19 protein-coding genes are annotated in these 21,593 nt (G+C 71.9%); 11 read left to right on the forward strand and 8 right to left on the reverse strand.

The window, feature by feature from the left end:
* Positions 1-22: 22 nt before the first annotated feature.
* Positions 23-907 (reverse strand): RNA polymerase sigma-70 factor, encoded by an 885-nt coding sequence (locus tag ACY34J_RS03705; protein WP_462725011.1) that lies wholly within the window; start codon positions 905-907, stop codon positions 23-25.
* Positions 908-1,133: 226 nt separating this feature from the next.
* Between ACY34J_RS03705 and ACY34J_RS03710 the strand changes: the two genes are divergently transcribed.
* The 3 genes from ACY34J_RS03710 (at position 1,134) to ACY34J_RS03720 (ending at position 5,682) form a co-directional block, all read left to right on the forward strand.
* Positions 1,134-2,027: an alpha/beta fold hydrolase gene (locus ACY34J_RS03710; protein ID WP_462725012.1), complete on the forward strand. Its 894-nt coding sequence runs from the start codon at positions 1,134-1,136 to the stop codon at positions 2,025-2,027.
* A gap of 321 nt (positions 2,028-2,348) precedes the next feature.
* Positions 2,349-3,947: an alkaline phosphatase D family protein gene (locus ACY34J_RS03715; RefSeq protein ID WP_462725013.1), complete on the forward strand. Its 1,599-nt coding sequence runs from the start codon at positions 2,349-2,351 to the stop codon at positions 3,945-3,947.
* 307 nt (positions 3,948-4,254) lie between these two features.
* Positions 4,255-5,682 (forward strand): GNAT family N-acetyltransferase, encoded by a 1,428-nt coding sequence (locus ACY34J_RS03720; protein WP_462725014.1) that lies wholly within the window; start codon positions 4,255-4,257, stop codon positions 5,680-5,682.
* On the opposite strand, the gene ACY34J_RS03725 is transcribed toward ACY34J_RS03720, so the two are convergent.
* A complete protein-coding gene (locus ACY34J_RS03725; RefSeq protein ID WP_462725015.1) occupies positions 5,582-6,829 on the reverse strand; it encodes a trans-sulfuration enzyme family protein in 1,248 nt (415 codons plus the stop codon). The genes ACY34J_RS03720 and ACY34J_RS03725 overlap by 101 nt on opposite strands.
* A 59-nt stretch (positions 6,830-6,888) precedes the next feature.
* On the opposite strand from ACY34J_RS03725, the gene ACY34J_RS03730 reads away from it, so the two are divergent.
* Both ACY34J_RS03730 and ACY34J_RS03735 read left to right on the forward strand, forming a co-directional pair.
* Complete coding sequence (locus ACY34J_RS03730; RefSeq protein WP_462725016.1) at positions 6,889-7,377, forward strand: Lrp/AsnC family transcriptional regulator; 489 nt, start codon at positions 6,889-6,891, stop codon at positions 7,375-7,377.
* 42 nt (positions 7,378-7,419) lie between these two features.
* Positions 7,420-9,111: a DUF885 domain-containing protein gene (locus tag ACY34J_RS03735; RefSeq protein WP_462725017.1), complete on the forward strand. Its 1,692-nt coding sequence runs from the start codon at positions 7,420-7,422 to the stop codon at positions 9,109-9,111.
* Between the two features lie 70 nt (positions 9,112-9,181).
* On the opposite strand, the gene ACY34J_RS03740 is transcribed toward ACY34J_RS03735, so the two are convergent.
* The 3 genes from ACY34J_RS03740 to ACY34J_RS03750 all read right to left on the reverse strand — a co-directional run bounded on the left by ACY34J_RS03740 (position 9,182) and on the right by ACY34J_RS03750 (position 14,244).
* A complete protein-coding gene (locus ACY34J_RS03740; RefSeq protein ID WP_462725018.1) occupies positions 9,182-12,364 on the reverse strand; it encodes an AAA family ATPase in 3,183 nt (1,060 codons plus the stop codon).
* Positions 12,361-13,527 carry an exonuclease SbcCD subunit D gene (locus tag ACY34J_RS03745; protein WP_462725019.1) on the reverse strand — a complete coding sequence of 389 codons (1,167 nt, stop codon included), beginning with the start codon at positions 13,525-13,527 and terminating at the stop codon, positions 12,361-12,363. Before ACY34J_RS03745 ends, ACY34J_RS03740 begins: the two co-directional genes overlap by 4 nt.
* A gap of 90 nt (positions 13,528-13,617) precedes the next feature.
* Positions 13,618-14,244 carry a YigZ family protein gene (locus tag ACY34J_RS03750; RefSeq protein WP_462725020.1) on the reverse strand — a complete coding sequence of 209 codons (627 nt, stop codon included), beginning with the start codon at positions 14,242-14,244 and terminating at the stop codon, positions 13,618-13,620.
* Between the two features lie 211 nt (positions 14,245-14,455).
* Here ACY34J_RS03750 and ACY34J_RS03755 point away from each other — a divergent pair, with 211 nt between their 5' ends.
* Positions 14,456-14,863, forward strand: a complete 408-nt coding sequence (locus tag ACY34J_RS03755; protein ID WP_462725021.1) for a CoA-binding protein — start codon at positions 14,456-14,458, stop codon at positions 14,861-14,863.
* 36 nt (positions 14,864-14,899) lie between these two features.
* Here ACY34J_RS03755 and ACY34J_RS03760 read toward each other — a convergent pair whose 3' ends face one another.
* Together ACY34J_RS03760 and ACY34J_RS03765 are read right to left on the reverse strand one after the other, a co-directional pair.
* Entirely contained in the window at positions 14,900-15,481 is a 582-nt protein-coding gene (locus ACY34J_RS03760) for a YbaK/EbsC family protein (protein ID WP_462725022.1), read from the reverse strand.
* Positions 15,482-15,524: 43 nt separating this feature from the next.
* The gene (locus tag ACY34J_RS03765; protein ID WP_462725023.1) at positions 15,525-16,097 is read right to left on the reverse strand and encodes a helix-turn-helix domain-containing protein; all 573 of its coding nucleotides are present in this window, start codon (positions 16,095-16,097) and stop codon (positions 15,525-15,527) included.
* A gap of 94 nt (positions 16,098-16,191) precedes the next feature.
* Between ACY34J_RS03765 and ACY34J_RS03770 the strand changes: the two genes are divergently transcribed.
* Positions 16,192-17,064, forward strand: coding sequence for an EamA family transporter (locus tag ACY34J_RS03770; RefSeq protein WP_462725024.1), 873 nt, complete (start codon positions 16,192-16,194; stop codon positions 17,062-17,064).
* 62 nt (positions 17,065-17,126) lie between these two features.
* Here the strand turns inward: ACY34J_RS03770 and ACY34J_RS03775 are convergent, their stop codons facing one another.
* Complete coding sequence (locus ACY34J_RS03775; protein ID WP_462725071.1) at positions 17,127-17,987, reverse strand: acyltransferase; 861 nt, start codon at positions 17,985-17,987, stop codon at positions 17,127-17,129.
* 213 nt (positions 17,988-18,200) lie between these two features.
* Between ACY34J_RS03775 and ACY34J_RS03780 the strand changes: the two genes are divergently transcribed.
* The 4 genes from ACY34J_RS03780 (at position 18,201) to ACY34J_RS03795 (ending at position 21,588) form a co-directional block, all read left to right on the forward strand.
* Positions 18,201-18,350 carry a hypothetical protein gene (locus ACY34J_RS03780; RefSeq protein WP_462761935.1) on the forward strand — a complete coding sequence of 50 codons (150 nt, stop codon included), beginning with the start codon at positions 18,201-18,203 and terminating at the stop codon, positions 18,348-18,350.
* Between the two features lie 590 nt (positions 18,351-18,940).
* Positions 18,941-19,474 (forward strand): GTP cyclohydrolase I, encoded by a 534-nt coding sequence (gene folE / locus ACY34J_RS03785; protein WP_462725025.1) that lies wholly within the window; start codon positions 18,941-18,943, stop codon positions 19,472-19,474.
* A 165-nt stretch (positions 19,475-19,639) separates the two neighbouring features.
* On the forward strand, positions 19,640-20,899 hold the full coding sequence (locus ACY34J_RS03790) for an MFS transporter (protein WP_462725026.1): 1,260 nt from the start codon (positions 19,640-19,642) through the stop codon (positions 20,897-20,899).
* 71 nt (positions 20,900-20,970) lie between these two features.
* Positions 20,971-21,588 carry an NUDIX hydrolase gene (locus ACY34J_RS03795; protein WP_462725027.1) on the forward strand — a complete coding sequence of 206 codons (618 nt, stop codon included), beginning with the start codon at positions 20,971-20,973 and terminating at the stop codon, positions 21,586-21,588.
* The last annotated feature ends 5 nt before the right edge of the window (positions 21,589-21,593 follow it).

Below are 21,593 nucleotides of genomic sequence, written 5' to 3' on the forward strand. Positions count from 1 at the left end.
ACCGTACGGTCCGCGCGCAGAGTTACGGTGCCACGGCGGCGAGCTTGTCCGGGTTGCGCACGACGTAGACGCACGAGATGCGGCCGTCGGGCGCCACGTCGAGCGAGAAGACGGTGTCCGGCCGCCCACCCGAGAGGATCAGCACCGCGGGCACGCCGTTGATCTCGCGGATGAGGATCTCCATGTCCTCGACGGGCTGCTGGGACACCGCGCACAGGAAGCGGCCGACCTTGTCCGCGGGCTGCAGCACCCGCAGCGGGGCCTTGGCCTTGCCGCCGCTGTCGCCGACCAGCCGGGCATCATGGGCGAGCAGCTTCAGCAGCCCGTCGAGGTCGCCGCCGGTGGCCGCGGCGAGGAACCGCTCGGTCAGATCGCGCTGTTCGGCCGGATCGACGGTGAAGCGGGGTCTGCGCTCGTCCACGTGCCGCCGGGCACGCGCGGCGAGCTGCCGTACGGCCGGTTCGCCGCGGTCGAGAATGCCGGCGATCTCCGCGTACGGGAATCCGAAGGCCTCGCGGAGCACGAACACCGCCCGCTCCAGGGGCGAGAGGGACTCCAGGACGACGAGGACGGCGAGCGAGACCGATTCGGCGAGCACTGCCCGCTCGGCGGCGTCCGGGACGGTGCGGGCATAGTCGGTGACGATCGGTTCGGGCAGCCACGGCCCGACGTACGCCTCGGGCCGGGCCTGAAGCTGCCGCAGCCGGTCGATGGCCAGGCGGGTGGTGATCTGTACGAGGAAGGCGCGAGGTGCCCGGACAGTGGCGTGATCGGTGCCCGACCAGCGCAGCCATGCCTCCTGCACGACGTCCTCGGCGTCGGCGACGCGGCCGAGCATGCGGTAGGCGACCCCGGTGAGAACGGGGCGGTGCTCCTCGAAGACGTCGGTCGCGGTGTCGATGGCCACCCGTCCATCCCACCGCACGGGCCGGCCGGTGTCCAGGCAGGTCCGAGGCAAGCCCCGCCGGTGGGGCGACGCACCGCACCAGGTCTTACCCGCACAAGCCGGACCCGTGGCAGGGTCCGGCCGTACAGGATGCGTGCGCGCCCCTTGAACTTCGCGCCACCCGGCGGCCATTGTTGACACACCGTCTAGCTACGTTCGGCCGCTGCCGAGAACGAGGAGCGCATTCATGTCCGCTGTCGTGTCGGTCCCGATCGACTCCCCCGCCGGATCCCGCGCGGTGTCCGTCGCGTACGAACGGCGCGGCTCCGGAGAGCCCCTGCTGCTCCTGCACGGCATCGGCCACCACCGCCAGGCCTGGGACCCGGTGCTCCACATCCTCGCGACCGAGCGCGATGTCATCGCCATCGACCTGCCGGGCTTCGGCGAGTCGGCCGCGCTGCCGGACGGCGTCCCCCACGGCCTGTCGACCGTCGTACCCGCGCTCGGCTCGCTGTGCCAGGAGCTGGGCATCGACCGGCCCCACGTGGCCGGGAATTCGCTCGGCGGACTGCTCGCCCTCTCGATGGGCCGGGAAGACCTGGCCCGGTCGGTCACCGCGCTCTCCCCCGCCGGCTTCTGGACGCAGACCGAGCGCCGCTACGCCTTCGCCCTGCTGCGGGGCATGCGCATCGGGGCCCGGGCGCTGCCGCTGCCCGTCATCCGTGGGCTGTCGCGGACGGCCGCCGGCCGGGCGGTGCTGGTCAGCAGCATCTACGCCCGGCCGGGACGGCGTTCACCGGAGGCCGCGGTCGCCGAGACCTTGGCGCTGCGCGAGGCCGCCGGCTTCCGGGCCACGCTCGCCGCCGGCCTGGACGTACGGGTCGCCGATGATGTGCCGGGCGTCCCGGTCACCATCGCCTGGGGCGACCGCGACCGGCTCCTGATTCCCCGTCAGGCGGACCGGGCCAAGTCCGTGATCCCGGACGCGCGGCTCGTACCTCTCCCGGGCTGCGGCCATGTCCCGATGAGCGACGACCCCGCGCTGGTGGCGCGCGTCATCCTCGACGGGAGCAGCGGCACCGCGGCGGGGCGTGACCGTGCGGTCAGCCGTGACGCGGAGGCCGTCGTCGGCGACAGCTGACCGCGCGCCGAGAACCCCGGAGCCCATCGCCCAACCACGATGACGACGGCGGCCTGCCAGACCAGGGCCGCCGTCTCTCCGGTTGTCCGACTACGGAACGCCGTCGGCGGACGACGGCTCGGTGCGGCTGGTGCTCGGCTACGCCCACCTCCCACCGGGCGAGATCGCGCGCGGGGTCCGCTTGTTGCCGGCCTGGGCGGCCATCCCCCCGAGGGCGCCGCAGGCCAGTTGTTCACTGACCGTTTCGGTGTGGCACCTGGCACCGCCGGCCACAGGCACGACACTGCGAACAGTCGACAACCTGAGCGCGGGAGGAACCAGATGGCACAGGGATCCATGAGAGGGGTCGGACGGCGGGCGGTGCTGCGGGGCGGGGTCGTCGCCGGTGCGGCCGCAGCGCTGCCGTCGCTGTCCGGCACGGCGCCCGCGCAGGCGCTGTCCGGCCGGCCGGCCGCCCGCTGGGGCGTGCAGGTCGGAGATGTGACGACCTCGTCGGGCCTGGTGTGGGTACGGTCCGACCGCCCGGCCCGGATGATCGTCGAGACCTCCGCGACGGAGTCGTTCAGCCGGGTGGAACGCCATCTCGGACCACTCGTGGGCCCCGGCACCGACTTCACGGGGAAGACCCCCCTGCGCGGCCTGCCGCCCGGCGAGCAGGTGCACTACCGCGTGGTGCTCGCCGACGCGGAGGACCCCCGGCGCACCGGTGAACCGGTGTACGGCACCTTCCGTACGGCGCCGGTGCGGCGGCTGGGGTCCCCCATGCCGGGGGCCAGGGGAGGCGTAAGGTTCCTGTGGTCGGGCGATCTCGCCGGCCAGGGCTGGGGCATCAACCCGGACCGCGGCGGCTTCCCGGTCTTCGACGAGATGCGCGGCCGCAACCCGGACTTCTTCCTGTGCAGCGGCGACACCATCTACGCGGACGGGCCGATCCAGCCGGCCGTGACGCTGCCGGACGGCCGGATCTGGCGGAACGTCACCACGGAGGAGAAGTCGAAGGTCGCCGAAACCCTCGCGGAGTACCGCGGGAACTTCCGCTACAACCTGCTCGCCGAGAACCTGCGGCGCTTCAATGCCCAGGTGCCGACGGTGATCCAGTGGGACGACCACGAGGTCATCAACAACTGGTACCCGGGTGAGATCCTGGACGACTCCCGCTACACCGAGAAGCGCGTGGACGTACTCGCGGCTCGGGCGCGGCAGGCCTTCGCCGAGTACTTCCCGATCTCCACGCTGCGCCCGGACGGAGAGGGCCGGGTCTACCGGGTGCTGCGGCATGGCCCGCTGCTGGACGTCTTCGTCCTGGACATGCGGACCTACCGGAACGCGAACTCGCCCGGGCGGCAGCCCGAGGAGACCCAGGGAATCCTCGGCGCCGAGCAGTTGGAGTGGCTCAAGCGCGAGCTGCGCCGGTCCCGTGCGGTGTGGAAGGTGATCGCCTCCGACATGCCGCTGGGGCTGGTCGTCGGGGACGGGGCGACCAACTTCGAGGCGGTCGCGCAGGCCGATCCGGGCGCGCCGCTGGGGCGTGAGCTGCAGATCGCGGAGTTGCTGCGGCACATCAAGCACAACCGGATCACGGGCACGCTGTGGCTGACGGCCGATGTGCACTACACCTCCGCCCAGCACTACGACCCCGAGCGCGCGGCGTTCAAGGACTTCGCACCGTTCTGGGAGTTCGTGTCGGGGCCGCTGAACGCGGGCGGCTTCCCGGCGGTCAAGCTGGACGGCACGTTCGGTCCGCAGCAGGTGTTCGTCAAGGCGCCGGCCCGTCCGAACGTCTCTCCGCTCGAAGGCGGGCAGAACTACGGCGAGGTCGAGATCGACGGCGACAGCGGCGAGCTGACGGTCCGGCTGATCCAGGAGGGCGGCTCGGTGCTGTTCACCCAGGTCCTGCGGCCTGGCCAGGTCGGGCAGTAGGCACCCCGCGAAGAGCCCTGCCCGCGTTCCCGCCTGCCCGCTCCCGGAGATTGGGCGAGCAGGCGGGAAGCCAGCGCGTAACCCGGGCAGGAACCCCGAGTCGGCCTGCGCCGGACCGCGCCGGCGCCCAGGCGGAGGCAAGGTCCCCGGCCGGACTCCGCTTCCGGGCGGACGGCAGACCGTACGCGTGCGGCATCGTGGGCGTCCCTCACATTTGAAAACCAGACATTAGCCCTCAGACGCACCCTTTACTCATCGGACACAAACCGTTCGTGATCAGGCAACACCTGTCGGGCAGGGTGCAGACATGACTGACGTAACTTCTGCGAAGAGTGCCCGCCGCCCGCACCGCTGGCGGCGGGACCTGGTCGAACTGGCGGCCCTGTTCACCGCCGTTGCGGTCGCTGACGGGATCGCCAATCTGATCGCGCACGGGCCGGAGGGGCCCGTGCTGCTGGCGGCATCGGCCGTCGCCCTGACCGCCACGGCAGGCTTCCACACCTGGTGGGCCCGACGCCACGGCCAGGCTGCGCCGACGTCCGATACCAGCGATGCCAGCCATCCCACCGGACCGCCCGGCCCCGGCGACACCGCCGGTATCGCCGGCGTCACGGCCCTGTGGCGGATGCGGACGACCGTACACGACGCGCCCGGCAGCCTCGGCGCGCTGTGCACGGCGCTGGCCCGCCGCCGGGTGGACATCCTCACCCTGCAGACCCACCCGCTCTCCCGGGGCACGGTCGACGAGTTCCTGCTGCGCGTTCCGGCCGACCTGCCGGCCGCCGAGCTGACCCGTGAGGTGGCGGCGGCCGGCGGCCGCGACACCTGGGTCGAGCGGGCCGATGCCCACGACCTGGTCGACGCCCCGACGCGCGTGCTCACTCTCGCGACCCGTACCGCCCTGGACACCTCCGAACTCCCGCTCGCCCTGCGCCAGTTGCTGGGGCGCTGCACGATCCGCTCCCTGCCCGCCCGTACGCTCGGCGGACAGCCCACGGGCGAGCCGGTGCCGGCGGAAGGCGTTCTGGAGGACACCGTGCTGAAGCTGCGCGACCCCTCGGACGGAACCATCGTCGTCGAGCGGCCCTATCTGCCCTTTACACCAACGGAGTTCGCGCGCGCTCGCGCCCTGGTCGAGCTGGACGCGCGGCTCGGCCCGCGGGTGCCGCGCAGCCGTGACGTGCTGACGCTGCCCGAGGGCAATGAGATCACCGTCAAGCGGGCCGACACCGCGGATCTGGAAGCCGCCCGCGCGATGCACGAGCGGTGCTCCGCGCACACCCTGAGCCTGCGCTACCACGGCCCCGTATCCGACGCCGACCGGTATCTGAACCACCTGCTCAGCCCCCGCTTCGGCCGTACGCTCGCCGCGCAGACCGCGTCCGGCCGGCTCGTCGCCCTGGGGCACCTGCTGTGGGATGGCGACGAGGCCGAGATCGCCCTGCTTGTCGAGGACGCCTGGCAGCGGCGCGGCGTCGGCGCCGAGCTGCTGCGGCGGCTGGTGGCGCTGGCAACCGAGGCGGGCTACGACAGCGTGTACGCGGTCACGCAGGCGGCGAACACGGCGATGGTCGCCGCCATGCGCGGCCTCGGCCTCCCGCTGGACTACCAGATCGAGGAGGGCACCCTCGTGATCACCGCCCGTCTCTCCCCGGCCCCAGTGTGCCTGCCCGGACCGCACGGCCCGGCCGGCCCCCAGGAGTCGAACCAGCCGTACGAGCCGGCCCGGAGCTGAGCGCACGGTCGAGGTCCCGCCACAGGTCCTCCACGTCCTCCAACCCGACTGACATCCGCAGCAGCCGGTCGCTGACCCCCGCCGAGCGGCGGTCGTCCTCGTCCACGATGCGGTGGCTGATGGACGCCGGGTGCTGGATGAGGGTGTCGACGCTGCCAAGGCTGACCGCCGGGGTGATCAGCCGCACCCCGGCGATCACCTCGTGCGGGTCGCCGTGCACCTCGAAGGCCACCATCGCGCCGCCCAGCATCGGGTAGTGCACGCGGGCGATGCGCGGGTCGGCGGCCAGCCGTTCGGCGAGCTGCGCGGCCGTCGCCGATGCGGCCCGGACCCGTACGGGCAGGGTGGCCAGCCCGCGCAGCAGCAGATAGCCGGCGAAGGGGTGCAGGACCGCACCGGTGGCGAAGCGGACCTGGCGCAGTTTGCGCGCGAACGCCTCGTCGCACGCGACGATCCCGCCGAGGACGTCGCCGTGCCCGCCCAGGTACTTCGTCGCGCTGTGCAGCACGATCCGCGCGCCCTGCCCGACGGGCCGTTGCAGTACGGGCGTGGCGAAGGTGTTGTCGACGAGCAGCGGGACTTCGCCGCAGGCGTGCGCGACGGCCCGCAGGTCGACTTCCGCGAGCGTCGGGTTGGCCGGGGACTCGACCATCACCAGCCCCGTGTCGGGCCGGATGGCATCGGCGATCCCGGCCGGGTCCACCCAGGTCACCTCGCTGCCGAGCAGGCCGGCGGTCAGCAGGTGGTCGCTGCAGCCGTACAGCGGGCGGACGGCGACGGCATGCCGCAGCCCCATGCCGAGCCGCACCTGGAGGCAGGCGGTGAGAGCCGCCATACCGCTGGCGAAGGCGACCGCGCTCTCGGCGCCCTCGAGACGGGCCAGGGCGGTCTCGAAGCGGGCGGTGGTGGGGTTGTCCAGCCGTGCGTACACCGGCGGGCCGTCCGGCTGCGCGCCGGTCGCGGCGAACGCGTCGATCCGGGCGGCCTCCGCCCGGCTGTCGTACGACGGGTAGGTGGTGGACATATCCAGCGGCGGCGCGTGCAGGCCGAGCTCCGCGAGATCCTCGCGGCCGGCGTGCACCGCCTCGGTGGCGAGGGACCGGGGGAAGGGCGGGGTGTCCGCCACCGACGTCTCCATGGCATCCATGGCCGAATCGTGAACAACCACCGGGATCCGGTGGCGACAGACCGTGCTACGTTCGACCAGTGTCCGATTCTGTGCCTTTGGATCCGGTGGATCTGCAGATTCTGCGCCTGCTGCAGAACGATGCCCGGACCACGTACCGGGACCTCGCGGCCGAGGTGGGCGTGGCGCCCTCGACCTGCCTGGACCGGGTGGCGCGGCTGCGCCGCGCGGGGGTGATCCTGAGGCATGAGCTGCGCGTGGATCCGGCCAAGCTCGGGCGCGGGCTGGAGGCGCTGCTGATGGTGCAGGTTCGCCCGCACCGCCGGGAGCTGATCGGCCCCTTCGTCGAGCGCGTGCGTGCCCTGCCGGAGTCCCGGGCGCTGTTCCATCTGACCGGGCCCGACGACTATCTGGTGCATGTCGCGGTCGCCGACACCGCCGACCTGCGGCGTCTGGTGCTGGACGAGTTCACCTCACGGCGTGAGGTGGCCCGTGTCGAGACCCGGCTGATCTTCCAGCACTGGGAGTGCGGGCCGCTGCTGCCGCCCGCGTCAGGAACGTCGGCTTGAATGGTGGTGACGCGGGACCCGGTCCCGTACCAGGATGGGCGCATGTCCGAATCCACCAGCGGTCCGCTGCCCCGTCAGGTCGCCGACACCTTCGTCGACGCGCTCGTCCAACTCGACCCGATCACCGGCACCTTCCTGGGTGACCCCGACAGCTCCCGGCGGCTGCCGGACCTCTCCCCCGCCGGGCAGGAGGCACTCGCCGCTCTGGCCCGCACGACCCTGAGGGAACTCGATGCCGCCGAGGCTCGGCCCGGCGCCGATGACGATGCCGAGCGCCGCTGCGGCCGGCTGCTGCGCGAGCGCCTGACCGCCGAACTGGCCGTGTACGAGGCCCAGGAGGGCCTGCGCGCGGTCAGCAACATCCACTCACCGGTGCACTCCGTGCGCGAAATCTTCACCGTGACCCCGGCCGAGACGGCCGAGGACTGGGCAGCGGTCGCGGAGCGGCTGCGCGCCGTCCCTGCCGCGCTGGAGGGCTACCGTGCCTCGCTCGCCGAGGGAATCGCGCGTAAGCTCCCGGCCGGTCCCCGCCAGGTGTCCACCGTCATCGGGCAGTTGACCGAGTGGGTCGGTGCCGGCGAGGGCCGTGGCTGGTTCGCGGAGTTCACCGACGGGGCGCCCGAGGAGCTGCGCACCGAGCTCGACCAGGCTGCCGCCGGCGCCACCGCGGCCGTTGCCGACCTGCGGGACTGGCTGGCCGGCACATACGCGCCGACGGTCGAGGGCGCGCCGGACGTCGTCGGCGGTGAGCGCTACGCCCGCTGGTCGCGCTACTGGAACGGCACGGACCTCGACCTGCACGAGGCGTACGCGTACGGCTGGTCGGAGTACCACCGGATCCTTGGCGAGATGCGCACCGAGGCGGAGAAGATCCTGCCGGGCGCCACGAGCCCCTGGGAGGCGCTGGCGCACCTGGATGTGCACGGCACCCACATCGAGGGTGTGGAGGAGGTGCGGGTCTGGCTGCAGGGCCTCATGGACGAGGCGATCGAGGCGCTGGACGGCACCCACTTCGAGCTGGCCGAGCGGGTCAAGCGGGTGGAGTCGCGGATCGCGCCGCCCGGCGGGGCCGCGGCCCCGTACTACACCCAGCCGTCGGTGGACTTCTCCCGGCCCGGCATCACCTGGCTGCCGACGATGGGCGAAACCCGCTTTCCCGTCTACGACCTGGTGTCGACCTGGTACCACGAAGGCGTGCCCGGCCACCATCTGCAACTCGCGCAGTGGGCGCACGTCGCGGACCGGCTCTCCCGCTACCAGGCCACGGTCGGCATGGTCAGCGCGAACGCCGAAGGCTGGGCGCTGTACGCGGAACGGCTCATGGACGAGCTGGGCTTCCTCACCGACCCGGAGCGGCGGCTGGGCTACCTGGACGCGCAGATGATGCGCTCCGCGCGCGTCATCGTCGACATCGGCATGCACCTGTCGCTGCCGATCCCGGCCGACTCGCCGTATCACCCCGGGGAGGTGTGGACGCCCGAGCTGGCGCGGGAGTTCTTCGGCATGCACAGCGGGCGGCCGGCGGACTTCGTGGACAGCGAGCTCATCCGGTACCTGGGCATGCCGGGGCAGGCGATCGGCTACAAGCTCGGCGAGCGCGCCTGGCTGACGGGGCGCGATGCGGCCCGGAAGGCGCACGGGGACGCTTTCGACGCCAAGCGATGGCACATGGCGGCGCTGTCGCTGGGCTCGCTGGGACTGGACGACCTGGTCGAGGAGCTGTCCCGGCTCTGAGGCAATGGGCGCGGGTGGGCTGGTCCCGGTCGAACATCCTGATCGTCCTCGCCGCTCGCCCCCCGCCCGGTCAGCCGGGAGCCGGCGCCGCCCGATGGCGTATCCGCGAACCGGCCCGCTCCTTGACGACTTCGAGTTGTGCCGGGATCCGCTGCCGCAGGTCCGCGACATGGCTGACGATTCCGACCGTGCGGTCCCGCTCGCGCAGCGAGTCCAGAACATCGAGGACCTCGTCGAGTGTCTGCTCGTCAAGGCTGCCGAATCCCTCGTCGATGAAGAGGGTGTCAAGGCGGGTGCCGCCCGCCTCGTCGGTGACGACGTCCGCGAGCCCGAGGGCGAGGGACAGTGAGGCGAAGAAGGTCTCGCCGCCGGAGAGGGTGGCGGTGTCGCGTTCGCTGCCGGTCCATGCGTCGATGACGTGCAGCCCGAGGCCGGAGCGGCCGCGGCCGCCCGCCCGCGCGTCGGAGTGGACCAGGGTGTAGCGCCCCGACGACATGCGCTGCAGACGCAAACTGGCGGCGGCCGCGACCTGTTCGAGCCGGGCGGCCAGGACGTAGGACTCCAGGCGCATCTTGCGCTCGTTCTCCGCGGAGGTGCCGGCGGCGAGCCCGGCGAGCCGGGCCACCCGTTCGTACCGCTCGCGCAATGGGGCCAGCCGGCGCGCGTCCTGGAGCGCCTGCGCGGAGAGCCGGTCCAGCTCGGCGCAGCGGGTGCGGGCCTCGCCTTCGGCCGCGGAGGCCGCGCGCAGCCGGCGGGTGGCGTCCTCCACCGCGTCCTGGGCGGCTGCCAGGTCGGCGGGCGGCAGTTCGGCGGCCGCCGCGGCTTGCAGGTCGGCGAGCTCCCGGGCGACCGCGGCGGACTCGGCCTGCCACTGGTCGAGCCGGTGTTGCAGCCGGCGCCGTTCAGCGTCGGGGAGTGCGGCGTCGGCTGCGGCTTCCGGCGTGTCGAAGCCGGCGCGGTAGGCGGCATCGGCGAGTCGCGCGTCGGCCTCCTTCAGCCGCTGGGCGGTGGCTTCCTCGGCGCGTACGGCGTCTGCGGCATCCGCCAGCAGGGCGGCGCGGCGCTCCAGGTGGCCGGCACGCTCGGCGACGCTGGCCGCGCCCGCGCGGGCCCGGGCCACTTCCGCCTCCAGGTCGGCCTGTTCGCGGGCGATGGCCTCGCGGTGGGAGGTACGGCCGGCAGCACGGCGCTCGGCGTCCTGCTGCTGGGTGCGGCGGCGCTCGTACTCGCGCTCGGCGCGGTCCTGGGCCTCCCGGGCGGCATGCATGTCCGCGGCGGCGGCATGGGCCTCGGCGTAGGAGCGCTGCAACCGTTCGACGTTCTCGAGGAGTTCGGCCGTGGGAGTGTCACCGGCGTTCGCTCTGGCCGCGGCCAGGGCTTCGCGCAGCTCCCGCAATTCCGCGTCGGCCTGCTCCCGTTCGGCGTCCACCTGCTGATACGCCTCCAGGGCCGCTTCCTCGACATCGGGGTCGACGTGGTCCGCTTCGGTGCGGGCGGGGGCCGGGTGCTCGGTGGCGCCGCACACCTCGCACGGCTCGCCGGGGCTCAGCCGGGCGGCCAGCTCGGCGGCGAACCCACGCAGCCGGCGGTCCTTCAGACCGAGCCAGTGGTCGCGGGCCTCGGCGGCACGCTCGCGGGCCAGCCGCCATCGCTCGTCGGCGCCGGCGGTTTCGGCAGCGAGGCGGTCGCGCTGGCGGGCGGCGTCGAGGCGCTCGCGGGCGCGGTCGATCTGTGCGCCGAGCTGCTCGGCTCGGGTGGCGGCCTCCTGCGCCGTCTCGATGCGCTGCTGATGGGCGGTGCGTACGGTCTCCCAGTCGGCGAGCCAGTCCGCGGCCTCCTGGAGCACCTCGGCGTCGGCGCGCGCTTCGCGGTCGAGCGTGGCGCGCTCGGCGGCGAGTCGGGTGGCCTTCTGCTCGGCCCGCTGTGCGGCGGCCAGCCCGCCCAGCTCCTGACGCACCTGCCGCTCCAGGTCGGCAAGCCGATCGGCTCCGGCCTGCGCGAGACCGAAGACGTCGCGCCGGGCATGGGCCGCCGCATCCGCGGAACCGGCAAGCAGGCCGCCCTGCGCCGCCGCGAGTTCGTGGTCGCTCGCCGTGTCCGGGGCGAGTGGGCGAGGGATCGTGACGTCGGCAGACGGCGACACGGGCGCGCCGCCCGTGCGCGGGGCCGGCAGACCCCCCAGCCCGGCCATCTCCCGGATCAGCGCCTCCCGGGTCCCTCGCAGGGTCGCGGCGGCCCTGCGGTGCTGACGCTCGGCGGCGTCCCGCAGTTCAAGGGCGGGTACGACGGCCTCTGCCGCCCGCGCCCGGTCGAGCCGGGCCCGTACCTGCTCCATCTCGCCTGCCATGGCCCCGAGTTCGTCCGCTCGCCGACGAGCATCGCGGTACGCACGCTGGAGGCGGTCGCGTTCCCGTACGGCGTCGCTGTGCCGCTGCGTCTCGCGGTAGGCGGACTCGGCGGCCCGCACCGCCAGGGCGGCGATGTCACGGCGCTCGCGGGCGTCGGCTCGGGCGACGGCGGCCCACTCCAGCACGGCGTCGGCCAGCCCCGGTTCACCCGGCGCCACCTCGCCCAACTCCTCTGCGCCACCCGCCGCTTGCGCCATACGGTGAGCCAGGGCGAGCAGCCGGTCGTCGCCGCTGCTCACCTCCTTCTCAGCGACACGCCGCAGCTCGGCCAGCCGCTCCTCCACCGCCGCGAACCGGCGAGTGTCGAAGAGCCTGCCGAGGAGCTTGCCACGGGCTTCGGCGTCCGCCCGCAGAAAGCGCGCGAAGTCGCCCTGCGGAAGGAGAACCACCTGGCAGAACTGCTCCTTGCTCATACCGAGCAGCTGGGTGATCTCCTCACCGGTCTCCTGGTGGGAGCGGCTGAGGGCCTTCCATTCACCGCCCGCGTACTCGCGCAGCCAGGTCTGTGCCTTGTCACGGGTGAATCCCGCGCCCCGCTTCTTGGGGCGCGGCTGCTCGGGGCGCCGGGTGATCTCCAACCGCCGCCCGGCGGCGGTCAGTTCAAGGCTCACCTCGGTGGGGGTGAGCGGGTCGGCGTGATGGCTGCGCAGTGTCTGGCCCTGCTGCCGGGCGCCGGGCACCGAGCCGTACAGGGCGTAGCAGACGGCGTCGAGGACGGAGGTCTTGCCGGCGCCGGTGGGTCCATGCAGCAGGAACAGGCCCGCGGCGGAGAGGTCGTCGAAGTCGACCTCCTGGGTGCCGCTGAAGGGGCCGAAGGCGGTGATCCGCAGCCGGTGCAGCCTCACCGCACCACCTCGCGGAGGGTGTCGTCGACGCGCACGTCGTCCAAGGCGCCGCGCAGTACGGCCCGTTCCTGCTCGTCGGGGCCGCACCCGCCGCGTACGTGGGCCACGAACTCCTCGGTGATCTGCTGGTCCGTACGGCCTCGCAGCCGCTGGGCATAGGACGCGAGCTGGTCCTCGGGGGCCCGGTCGGGCTCGAAGACCAGGTTGAGGATGTGGGGGAAGCGCCGGGCCAGGCGGGCCATCGGCTCGTACGGGCGCACCGCGTCGGTCAAGGTCGCCTCAACCCAGGACTGTTCGTGGCGCTCGAGTTCCGGGTCGGCCAGGAGGTCGTCGAGGTGGCCGCGGATTCTGGCCAGCGGCCGGGGTACCGGGCAGTCGATCCGCTCCGCCGCGATGGCCCCGCCGGGTCCCAGGTCGATCAGCCACATGCTCTTGCGGTGGCCGACTTCCGAGAAGGAGTAGGCGAGCGGGGAGCCGGAGTAGCGGATCCGCTCGCTGAGGGTCTGACAGCCGTGCAGGTGGCCGAGCGCGGTGTAGTCCACGCCGTCGAACAGCTCGGCGGGGACGGCCGCGACCCCGCCGACGGTGATGTCGCGCTCGCTGTCACTGGCGGTCGCTCCGGAGACGAAGGCGTGGGCGAGGACGACGGACCGGGTGCCCGCGGGCCGGGCGGCGAGGTCGGCGCGGATGCGGTCCATCGCCGCGCCGAGCACCGCCGCATGCCCGGTCTTCTCGGCGCCCAACTGCTCGCGCACCAGGGCCGGTTCGAGGTACGGCAGTCCGTAGACGGCGACCTCGCCGTGCTCGTCGGCCAGCAGGACCGGGGTGGCGCAGGTGGCGGGGTCGGTCCGCAGATGGATGCCGGCGCGCTCGATCAGCCGGGAGCCGACGCCGAGCCTGCGGGCCGAGTCGTGGTTCCCGGAGATCACGACCGTGGGTACGCCGAGGCCGGCGAGGCGGTGGAGGGCGTCGTCGTACAGCTCGATGGCGGCCAGCGGCGGCACCGCCCGGTCGTACACGTCGCCCGCGACAAGCACTGCGTCGATCCGCTGCTCCCGGACCGTCTCCACGAGGTGGTCGACGAACGCCGCCTGCGCGGCCAGGAGGTTCACCCGGTGGAACGACCGCCCCAGGTGCCAGTCGGATGTGTGCAGCAGTCGCATGGTGCACGACTGTAACGGTGGGCTCTGACACCCCGTTGCCTGGACCGCCGTATCGGGCTTATTCCGAACGATTCCTGCGATCCGGCTCGTTTACCCCGTTCCGTACGCTTCGCCGCCCAGTTCAAGGACGGCTGTGCCCGCGGTGCTGTCGGCGAGCCAGGCGCGGAAGGCGTCAATGTCCGCGTCGGGCAGCCCGACCTCGATGGTGACATCGGCGGCGTACCGTACGTCGCGCACCTCGCGCCCGGTCGCTCGCAGGTCGTTCTCCAGCTTTCCGGCCCGCTGGTGGTCGACGGTGACGGTCGCCAGACGGAAGCGCTGCCGGGTGATGGTGCCAAGCCGGTCGAGTGCTTCGCCGACGGCGCCGCCGTAGGCCCGGATGAGCCCGCCGGCCCCGAGCTTGACGCCGCCGTAGTAGCGGGTGACGACGGCCACGACGTAGCGGACCTCGCGGCGCAGCAGCATCTGCAGCATGGGGACCCCGGCCGTGCCGCCGGGTTCGCCGTCGTCGCTCGCCTTCTGGATGCCGCCGCCGGCGCCGATGACGTAGGCGAAGCAGTTGTGGGTGGCGCCGGGGTGCTCCTTGCGGATGCGCTGGATGAACTCCTGGGCTTCCTCCTCGGTCGCGGCCGGGGCGAGCGCACAGCGGAAGCGGGATTTGTTGATCTCGATCTCGTGCACGCCCTCGCGCGCGACCGTCCGGTACTGCTCCTGCATTCCGCCAGCCTATGCCGCCCTGGCGGGCCCCTCCGCCGCAGGCTCCCGGGCGCCGGAGGTCGTGCCTTTGCCCTGACCGTACGGAGTCACCGCGCCGGCAGGTCGCCCAGCCGCTCGAGAAGGGGCAGCAGCGCGGCGCGAGGCGGGAATCTCCCGGAGGTGATCCCGGTTGCCGCAGAAGAGCAGAGAGTCGGGACACAGGAGGCAGGGCATGTACGGCGACCCCGGGACCATCCGCAGGATCCTCACCGAGCTCGGGGACACATGGGCCGTGGTGGGCCTGTCCACGAACGAGAACCGCGCCGCGTACGGCGTCGCCGACGTTCTGCAGCGGTACGGGAAGCGGATTGTGCCCGTACATCCCAAGGCCCAGACCGTCCACGGTGAGCAGGGATATCCCTCCCTCTCGTCCATTCCCTTCCCCGTCGACGTGGTGGACGTCTTCGTCAACAGCGAGCTCGCCGGTCCGGTCGCCGACGAGGCCGCGAAGATCGGCGCGCAGGCAGTCTGGTTCCAGCTCGGTGTCATCGACGAAGCGGCATACACCCGCACCCGGGCCGCGGGGCTCGACATGGTCATGGATCGCTGCCCGGCGATCGAGCTACCGCGCCTGGGCTGAGGCCGCCCGCCCCGCGTCATCGGGCGGCACCCGGGCTCACACTCCAAGTCCCTCCACCACGGTGGCTCCGGGCAGCTCGGCGATCGCCTTGCCGGGGATGAGCAGCTTGCCGCGCCGTCGTCCGCTGCCGATGACGAGGTACGGGGCCTCCACGACGGCCGCGTCCACAAGCAGCGGCCAGCCGGCGGGCAGTCCGACCGGTGTGATGCCGCCGTACTCCATCCCCGTCTCCCCCACCGCCGTGTCCATCGGCGCGAACGACGCCTTGCGCACTCCGAGGTGCCGTCGGACGACGCCGTTGACGTCCACGCGGGTGGCGGACAAGACCACGCAGGCCGCCAGGGTGACCTCCTGGGCGCGCTTGCCGGCGACGACGACGCAGTTCGCCGACGCGTTCAGGAGATCCGCCCCGTAGGTCTCCACGAAGGCGGCGGTGTCGGCCCGCTCCGGGTCGGTGTCGACGTACAGCAGGTGCTCCGCCAGAGCACCCTCGGCCGAAAGCTGGGGGCTTCCCGTGCCGCTCCAGGCGCGGATGGCCTCGGCGACGGGCGCGGTCAGCTCGTCCAGGCACTCTGCGGCGGGTCGGACGTCGTCGAAGTTTCCGATGGGAGCGCGCATGCCCGCACGCTAACACCCGCCGGGCGGGTGTCGATTGAACGGCTCAGCGGACCGGCGGGACGGAGACGGCCATGGTCATCTCGACCGGTTCGGTGCCGTCGTTGCGGTAGCCGTGCGGGACTCCGGCCTCCCAGCTCGCCGATGTCCCGGAGCCGATGAGGTACTCCTCACCGTCCACGATCAGCGTCAGCTCCCCCGCCGTCACATGAAGCAGCTCCGCCGTGCCGGGCGGGTGCGGGTCGGAGCTGCTGCTGTCACCTGGCATCAGCCGCCACGACCACAGCTCGAGCGGCCCTGGGGCCTCGGTTCCGGCGAGCAGGGTGCTGGAGCTGCCGGCCTCGGTGGACCACATCCGCACCTTCTGGTCGGGCGGCACGATGCGCACCTTGGGCCCCTGCTCGTAGTCGAGCAGCGTGCCGATGCTCACCCCGAGCGCGTCACCGATCTTGACGACGGTGGCGACGCTTGGGTTCGTACGAGCCTGTTCGATCTGGATGAGCATGCCGCGGCTGACCCCGGCACGGGCCGCCAGCCCGTCAAGGGTGAAGCCACGCTCGGTGCGCCAGCGCTTCACATTGCGAGCCAGGGACTGGGTGAGCAGGTCGAGATCCGACACGTTCCGTCCAATATATTGATTGGTGGAGTTCAGGCCGTTGCACTACGCTGTGCTGCACTCCAGCGTTCACTCCACTGTACTGCGAGGTTCCGCCATGACAGCCGTCTTCGCCCTGGCCACCAGTCTCCTGTGGGGGCTGGCCGACTTCGGCGGCGGACTGCTGGCGCGACGTACCCCTGCCCTCACCGTGGTCGTCGTCTCGCAGAGCATCGCCGCCGTTGTGCTGGGCGGGATCGTCCTGGCCACCGGTGCCTGGAGTGAGGCCGGGCCACGGCTGTGGTTCGCGTTGGCAGCCGGCGTCCTGGGGACGGTCGCGCTGCTCTGCTTCTACCGGGCGCTCGCACTCGGCCCGATGGGTGTGGTCTCGCCGCTCGGATCCCTCGGCAGTGTCGCGGTGCCGCTCGCGGTCGGTTTCGTCCTCGGCGAGCGCCCCGGGATGATGCAGTACGCGGGCATCGTCGTCGCCGTGGCGGGCGTCGTCCTGGCCGGTGGGCCGCAGCTGCGCGGCGCATCGGTGCAGCGTCAGACGATCCTTCTCACGCTCGTCGCCGCGTTCGGCTTCGGCTCGGTGATGGCGCTGATCGCCCATGCGTCCTCGAACGTCACCGGGCTCTTTCTCGCCCTATTCGTGCACCGGCTGGTCAATGTGGTGGTGGGCGGGGCCGCCCTGTACGCGGCGGCGCGTCGCGGAGCACCTGTCCTGCCCGGGGCGGGCGGCATGCGGGGGCTGGTGGCCGGTCTTCCCGCGCTCGGGTTCGTCGGCCTGGCGGATGTCGCGGCCAACGGGACGTACGCCCTCGCCGCCCGCATCGGCCCGGTGACCGTCGCCGCGGTCCTCGCCTCGCTCTATCCGGTCGTCACCGCGCTCGCGGCGCGCGGCGTTCTCAAGGAACGGCTGCGGCCGGTCCAGGCGGCGGGCGCGGGACTCGCACTCTTCGGCACCGTACTGCTCGCGGCAGCGGGCTGAACCACTCTGACCCACCGCGCCCGTCAGCGGGCCGGCCCGGCCGACTCAGCGACAGGCGGGCGTCACCGCGCGTCTGAACCCAGCGGTCGGCCGGCACGTCGAGGGAGCCGGCCCCTGCCCGCCTGCGCCGCCAACTCCGCGAGCGCCACCAGCTGCTCGGAGGTGGTGCCTTCCGGTATGGGCACTGGCGGCGGCGTACGCAGCGGCGGCTGCCACCCCTCCTGCGGATCCCAGCGCCGGACGATCCGCGCGGGCGCGCCCGCGACCACGGCGTGGTCGGGCACCTCACCCCGTACGACCGCGCCCGCCGCGACCACCACATTGCGGCCGAGGCGCGCACCGGGAAGGATCACCGCCCCGGCCCCGAGCCAGCTTCCCGCGCCGATCTCCACGGGTGCGGTACGGGGCCACTGCCGGCCGACGGGCTGCTCGGGATCGTCGTAGGAGTGGTTGTCGCTGGTGACGTAGACGTACGGGCCGCAGAAGACGTCGTCGCCGAAGACGACCGGCTGGGAGGCCACGACGTGGCTGCCCCGGCCGAGCACGACACCGTTGCCGAGCCGCAGGATCGGGCCGGGGCCCAGGTCGAGGCCGGGCATCATGCCGGCCGTCAGCGTGACCTGTTCGCCGATGATGCAGTGGTCGCCGAGGTGGATCCACGGCTCACCGAAGACCGTGCCCTGCGGGAAGGCGAGACGGGTGCCGGGTCCTATCCGGCCGAACCGGTGTGCGCCGGGGCGCTCGGCGGTCACCGCGCCGGCGTTCTGCATCCACCGCCAGCCGCGGTGCACCGCGCGCGTGACGGCACGGCGGCGCCAGGCCCGCACGCGGCCTCCGATGCCGCGCGGCCCTGCACCGGGAGATGAGAACGTGTTCCGGTTTTTCGGCACCCGTACACCGTACTCAGCCCCGGCGCCGGCCATCAGCGCCCTGAGCTGTGATCTTCGCCCCACCACGGCCGTGCGGCGAAGGCCCCGCAATGGGGCACGGAAGCGATCGAGCGGGGCGAGAGCGCCGCGCACTGCGACCGCCGCCACAGGAACCGAAGATCGACCCGGATGGCGGTTCTTACCTCCGGCTCGTCCTCCCCGCAGAGATTCCGCCTCTGCGGACAGCAGCGAGCCCAGGCCCACGGCGTGGCAGCGCCCAGCTTGTGGCGCACATTCGGAATGCCCGCGGGCATCGCGGGCGTCGAGCTCTCGCTCGCGGCGGGCGTCCGCATCTGGTACAAGGCGGCGCCGTACGAAGAGACCGCACCCTCATCACGCCGCGTGCACCGCGACTGAGGGCAACCGAATCGACCACACCGTCCGACACGGTCTGCGTCCCCAATTCCCTTCAAACAAAGGCTATTTGGAATTTCACCGGCCTTCAATAGCCGTCAAGGCCGCACAACGCCATCGGCCAACGCCTTCACACACCGGAACGGATCAGCATCACACCAGACGCAGAAAACAACCCCCACCCCCCAATCCCCTTCAGCTCACGTTTACGGATTTCCCCCGGCCCCTCAGTCGGCAGGGGCAACGAATACCCGACGCCACGGCCACCACCCGAAGCGAGGAAGCCGACCACGAGGGCTCTCGGCACCGGCCCCAAAACTCTCCCTCACTCCCCGCTCACCCAGGCCCCCGCAAAAAGGCATCGCACGGGCACCGCCACCCGGATGGGCGACCCGCAGCAGCACATCGCCGACCTTGCCGAAATGCCGACCTGGGGCAGCATTTGTTTGAGAGATCAACGGATTAACTGTCCATTAGCCTGAATGGGTGTCAGCCAATTCGGCAACTGGTCAACGAATGCCACAGGGTGGATAGTGAAATAACTCTGCCGGGTACTTCCAGTTCCTCGGCAAGAGCGGATTGGAGGCTTCCAGGTGACCATCGAAGAATGGCTCAAAACAAATGTGACCACCGACGAGAGGGCGCTGACGTGGTTCAGCGGCCCAGAGTGCGAGGACCGGATCGTCCGTGCCTATCGCGAGCTGCTGAGCGGCTACGAAATCGACACCTCGACGGTCCTCAAGACCACGTGCAAGGTGGACGGCGAGCACACCGGTGTGGTGCGCGTGCACGACAACAACTTCTTCTCGATCTGCGCACACCACTTCCTCCCGTTCTTCGGGAAGGTCCACATCTCCTACGTGCCGGGGGACCGGATCCTCGGACTGGGGAAGTTCCCCCGCCTGGTGCAGGCCTACAGCCGGCGCTTCCAGATCCAGGAGTACCTCGTCAAGGAGATCGCCGAGGAGATCATGTCCTCCGGCGGTGCCCAGGCTGTCCGCGTGACCTCCCAGAGCCGCCACATGTGTATGTGCAGCCGCGGCCCGTCGGACCAGACCGCGGTCACCGACACCTCCTACGTGACCGGCCGCCAAGAGCTGCTGGCCAAGTACGGCCTGGACGACTGATCCGGTGACGCGTGGCGGGCGGTGCCGAGGGCACTCCCGCCACGCGGCGCCGGACCGTCCGCCGTGCCCTTTCGCCGCGGCGGACATGCTCCACCACCGGGAGAACCCGTGCTGCACAGGAAACGAGGCGCTCACCGACGGACCTCGCATGCACCCTGGCGGCATGTGATCACGATATGGCTGGCCGGCGTACTGGCGGCGGTGGGCCTGGGTGCGGTCTCCCCGGTGAGCCCTGCTCTACGAGCAGAGCTGGGCCTGTCCCTCAGCGCCGTGGCATGGGCCACCTCGAGCATCACCGCCGTGAGCGCCGTGCTCGGCGTCCCGGCGGGGTGGTGGATCAGCCGATTCGGCGCCGGGCGTGCACTTCCCCTGGGCCTCTTCATCATGTCGGCGGCAGCCGCAGCCAGCGCGCTGGTCGGCTCCTGGGGCATGCTGCTGGCGTCACGCATCGTTGAGGGCGCCGGCTATCTCCTGGTCCTCGTCGCAGGCCCGATCGTTCTCGCCCGGCTGACCGAGGGCGGCATCCGTGCGGCGGCACTCGCGCTCTGGGGCACGTGCGTTCCCACCGGACTCGCCATCGCCGCGGCCGTGGGCGGCGCCCTGGCCGACGAGTGGACATGGAAACAGTGGCTCGGCCTCACAGCACTCGGTCCGGCCGTGATGGCCGGCCTTCTCGTCCTCACCCTGCCGGAGTTGCCGAGGCCGGCGGGGATCAGCTCCCGGCAGCGATCGCTCCGCAGCTGGAACCAGGCGCTGATGCTGGCCAGTTCGTACGGTTGTATGGCCCTGGTCAGTGTGGCGGCGGTGACCCTGCTCCCCGTCTTCCTGACCGAGCGCCGACAGGTGACATCGGCGGTGGCAGGTTCCGCCGTGGCCGTCGTATGCCTGGCCAGCGCGGTCGGGGGTCTCCTTGCCAGTTGGCTGCTGCGACGCGGGACCGCGCTCCTCGTGCTCGTACCACTGGGAGTGCTGATGCCACTGGCCGCCTTCCCCGCCTTCTCGACGGACGTCCCATTCGGTGCGAGCGTCGGCGCCGCCACCGTCGTGCTCCTGGTCAACGGACTACTCATCTCAGCGGTGTTCGCAGCCGTCCCGGGCGTCGTCTCCCGTCCGCAGGACGTGGATGTGGCGAACGGGATCCTCGCCCAACTCGGCAGCCTGGGAATGCTCATGGGACCTCCGCTCTTCGGTGGCGGTATCGCCGCTGCGGGGTGGGGGGCCGTCGGCGCCGAGACGTTGGTCTTCGCGGGGCTCGGCACCGTCCTGCTGCTGCTCCTCGCCCGCGGTACCCGTCGCACACGCGACACTGGGGTCAAGGCCGCACGCGCGGCGGCGCTATCGGCGCATACGACAGGGCGCACGCAGGCATCGCCAACTCGGCCGCAGAGACAGCGTGCCGGCGGCGCCGACGGTTCGCAGCGCTGACAAGTGCCTTGCCGACCGACTCCTGCCCGGTGCCAACTCCCGCTGACAGCACTTCGACCCAAGGGGCCCCGATGAGAATCGACTTCCTCTCGTCAGACGACGACGCCTGTCACGAGTACTGCCTGCACTGCCATGCGGAGGCAGTCGAGTGGATCATCGTGGACGGGAAGCGGAAGTGCACGTGCCGTTCTTGCGGCCGCCAGGCCGAACGAGCCCTGGTCATCGACCCGCGCATCTCCTGGTGGACGGACGCGGAAGGTGAGTACTGGCACGAGAGCGCGGGGGTGTTCGTACGAGACCGGCGAGGACGATTCCTCTTCTTCCAGCGGACGTCCTACCCCTACTTCCTGACCGTACCGGCGGGCCACGTCGAACGCGGCGAAGACGCACGGAGCGCGGCTGCAAGGGAGCTGTGGGAGGAGGTCGGGGTGCTCGGCGACCACACCGCCCTCCATCTTGTCGCCGATGAACATCTCAAGGGAGACACCTGCAGGAGAGGGTCTGACGCCCACCGCTGGCACGCCTTTCTGCTGCCGGTCGGCGACCACCGGGAAGCGGGCCACGGGAAGGTGACCGTGAACGAGGAAGGGACTGCCCCGGTCTGGCTCACGCTGGCCGAAGCCCGCTCCCGGGAGCTGACGTTCGCCGTGGAGCGGATCATCGAGCGGCACGCCGACCGGCTCATGTAGCCGGA

The organism is Streptomyces sp. HSS9-12, assembly GCF_054963655.1.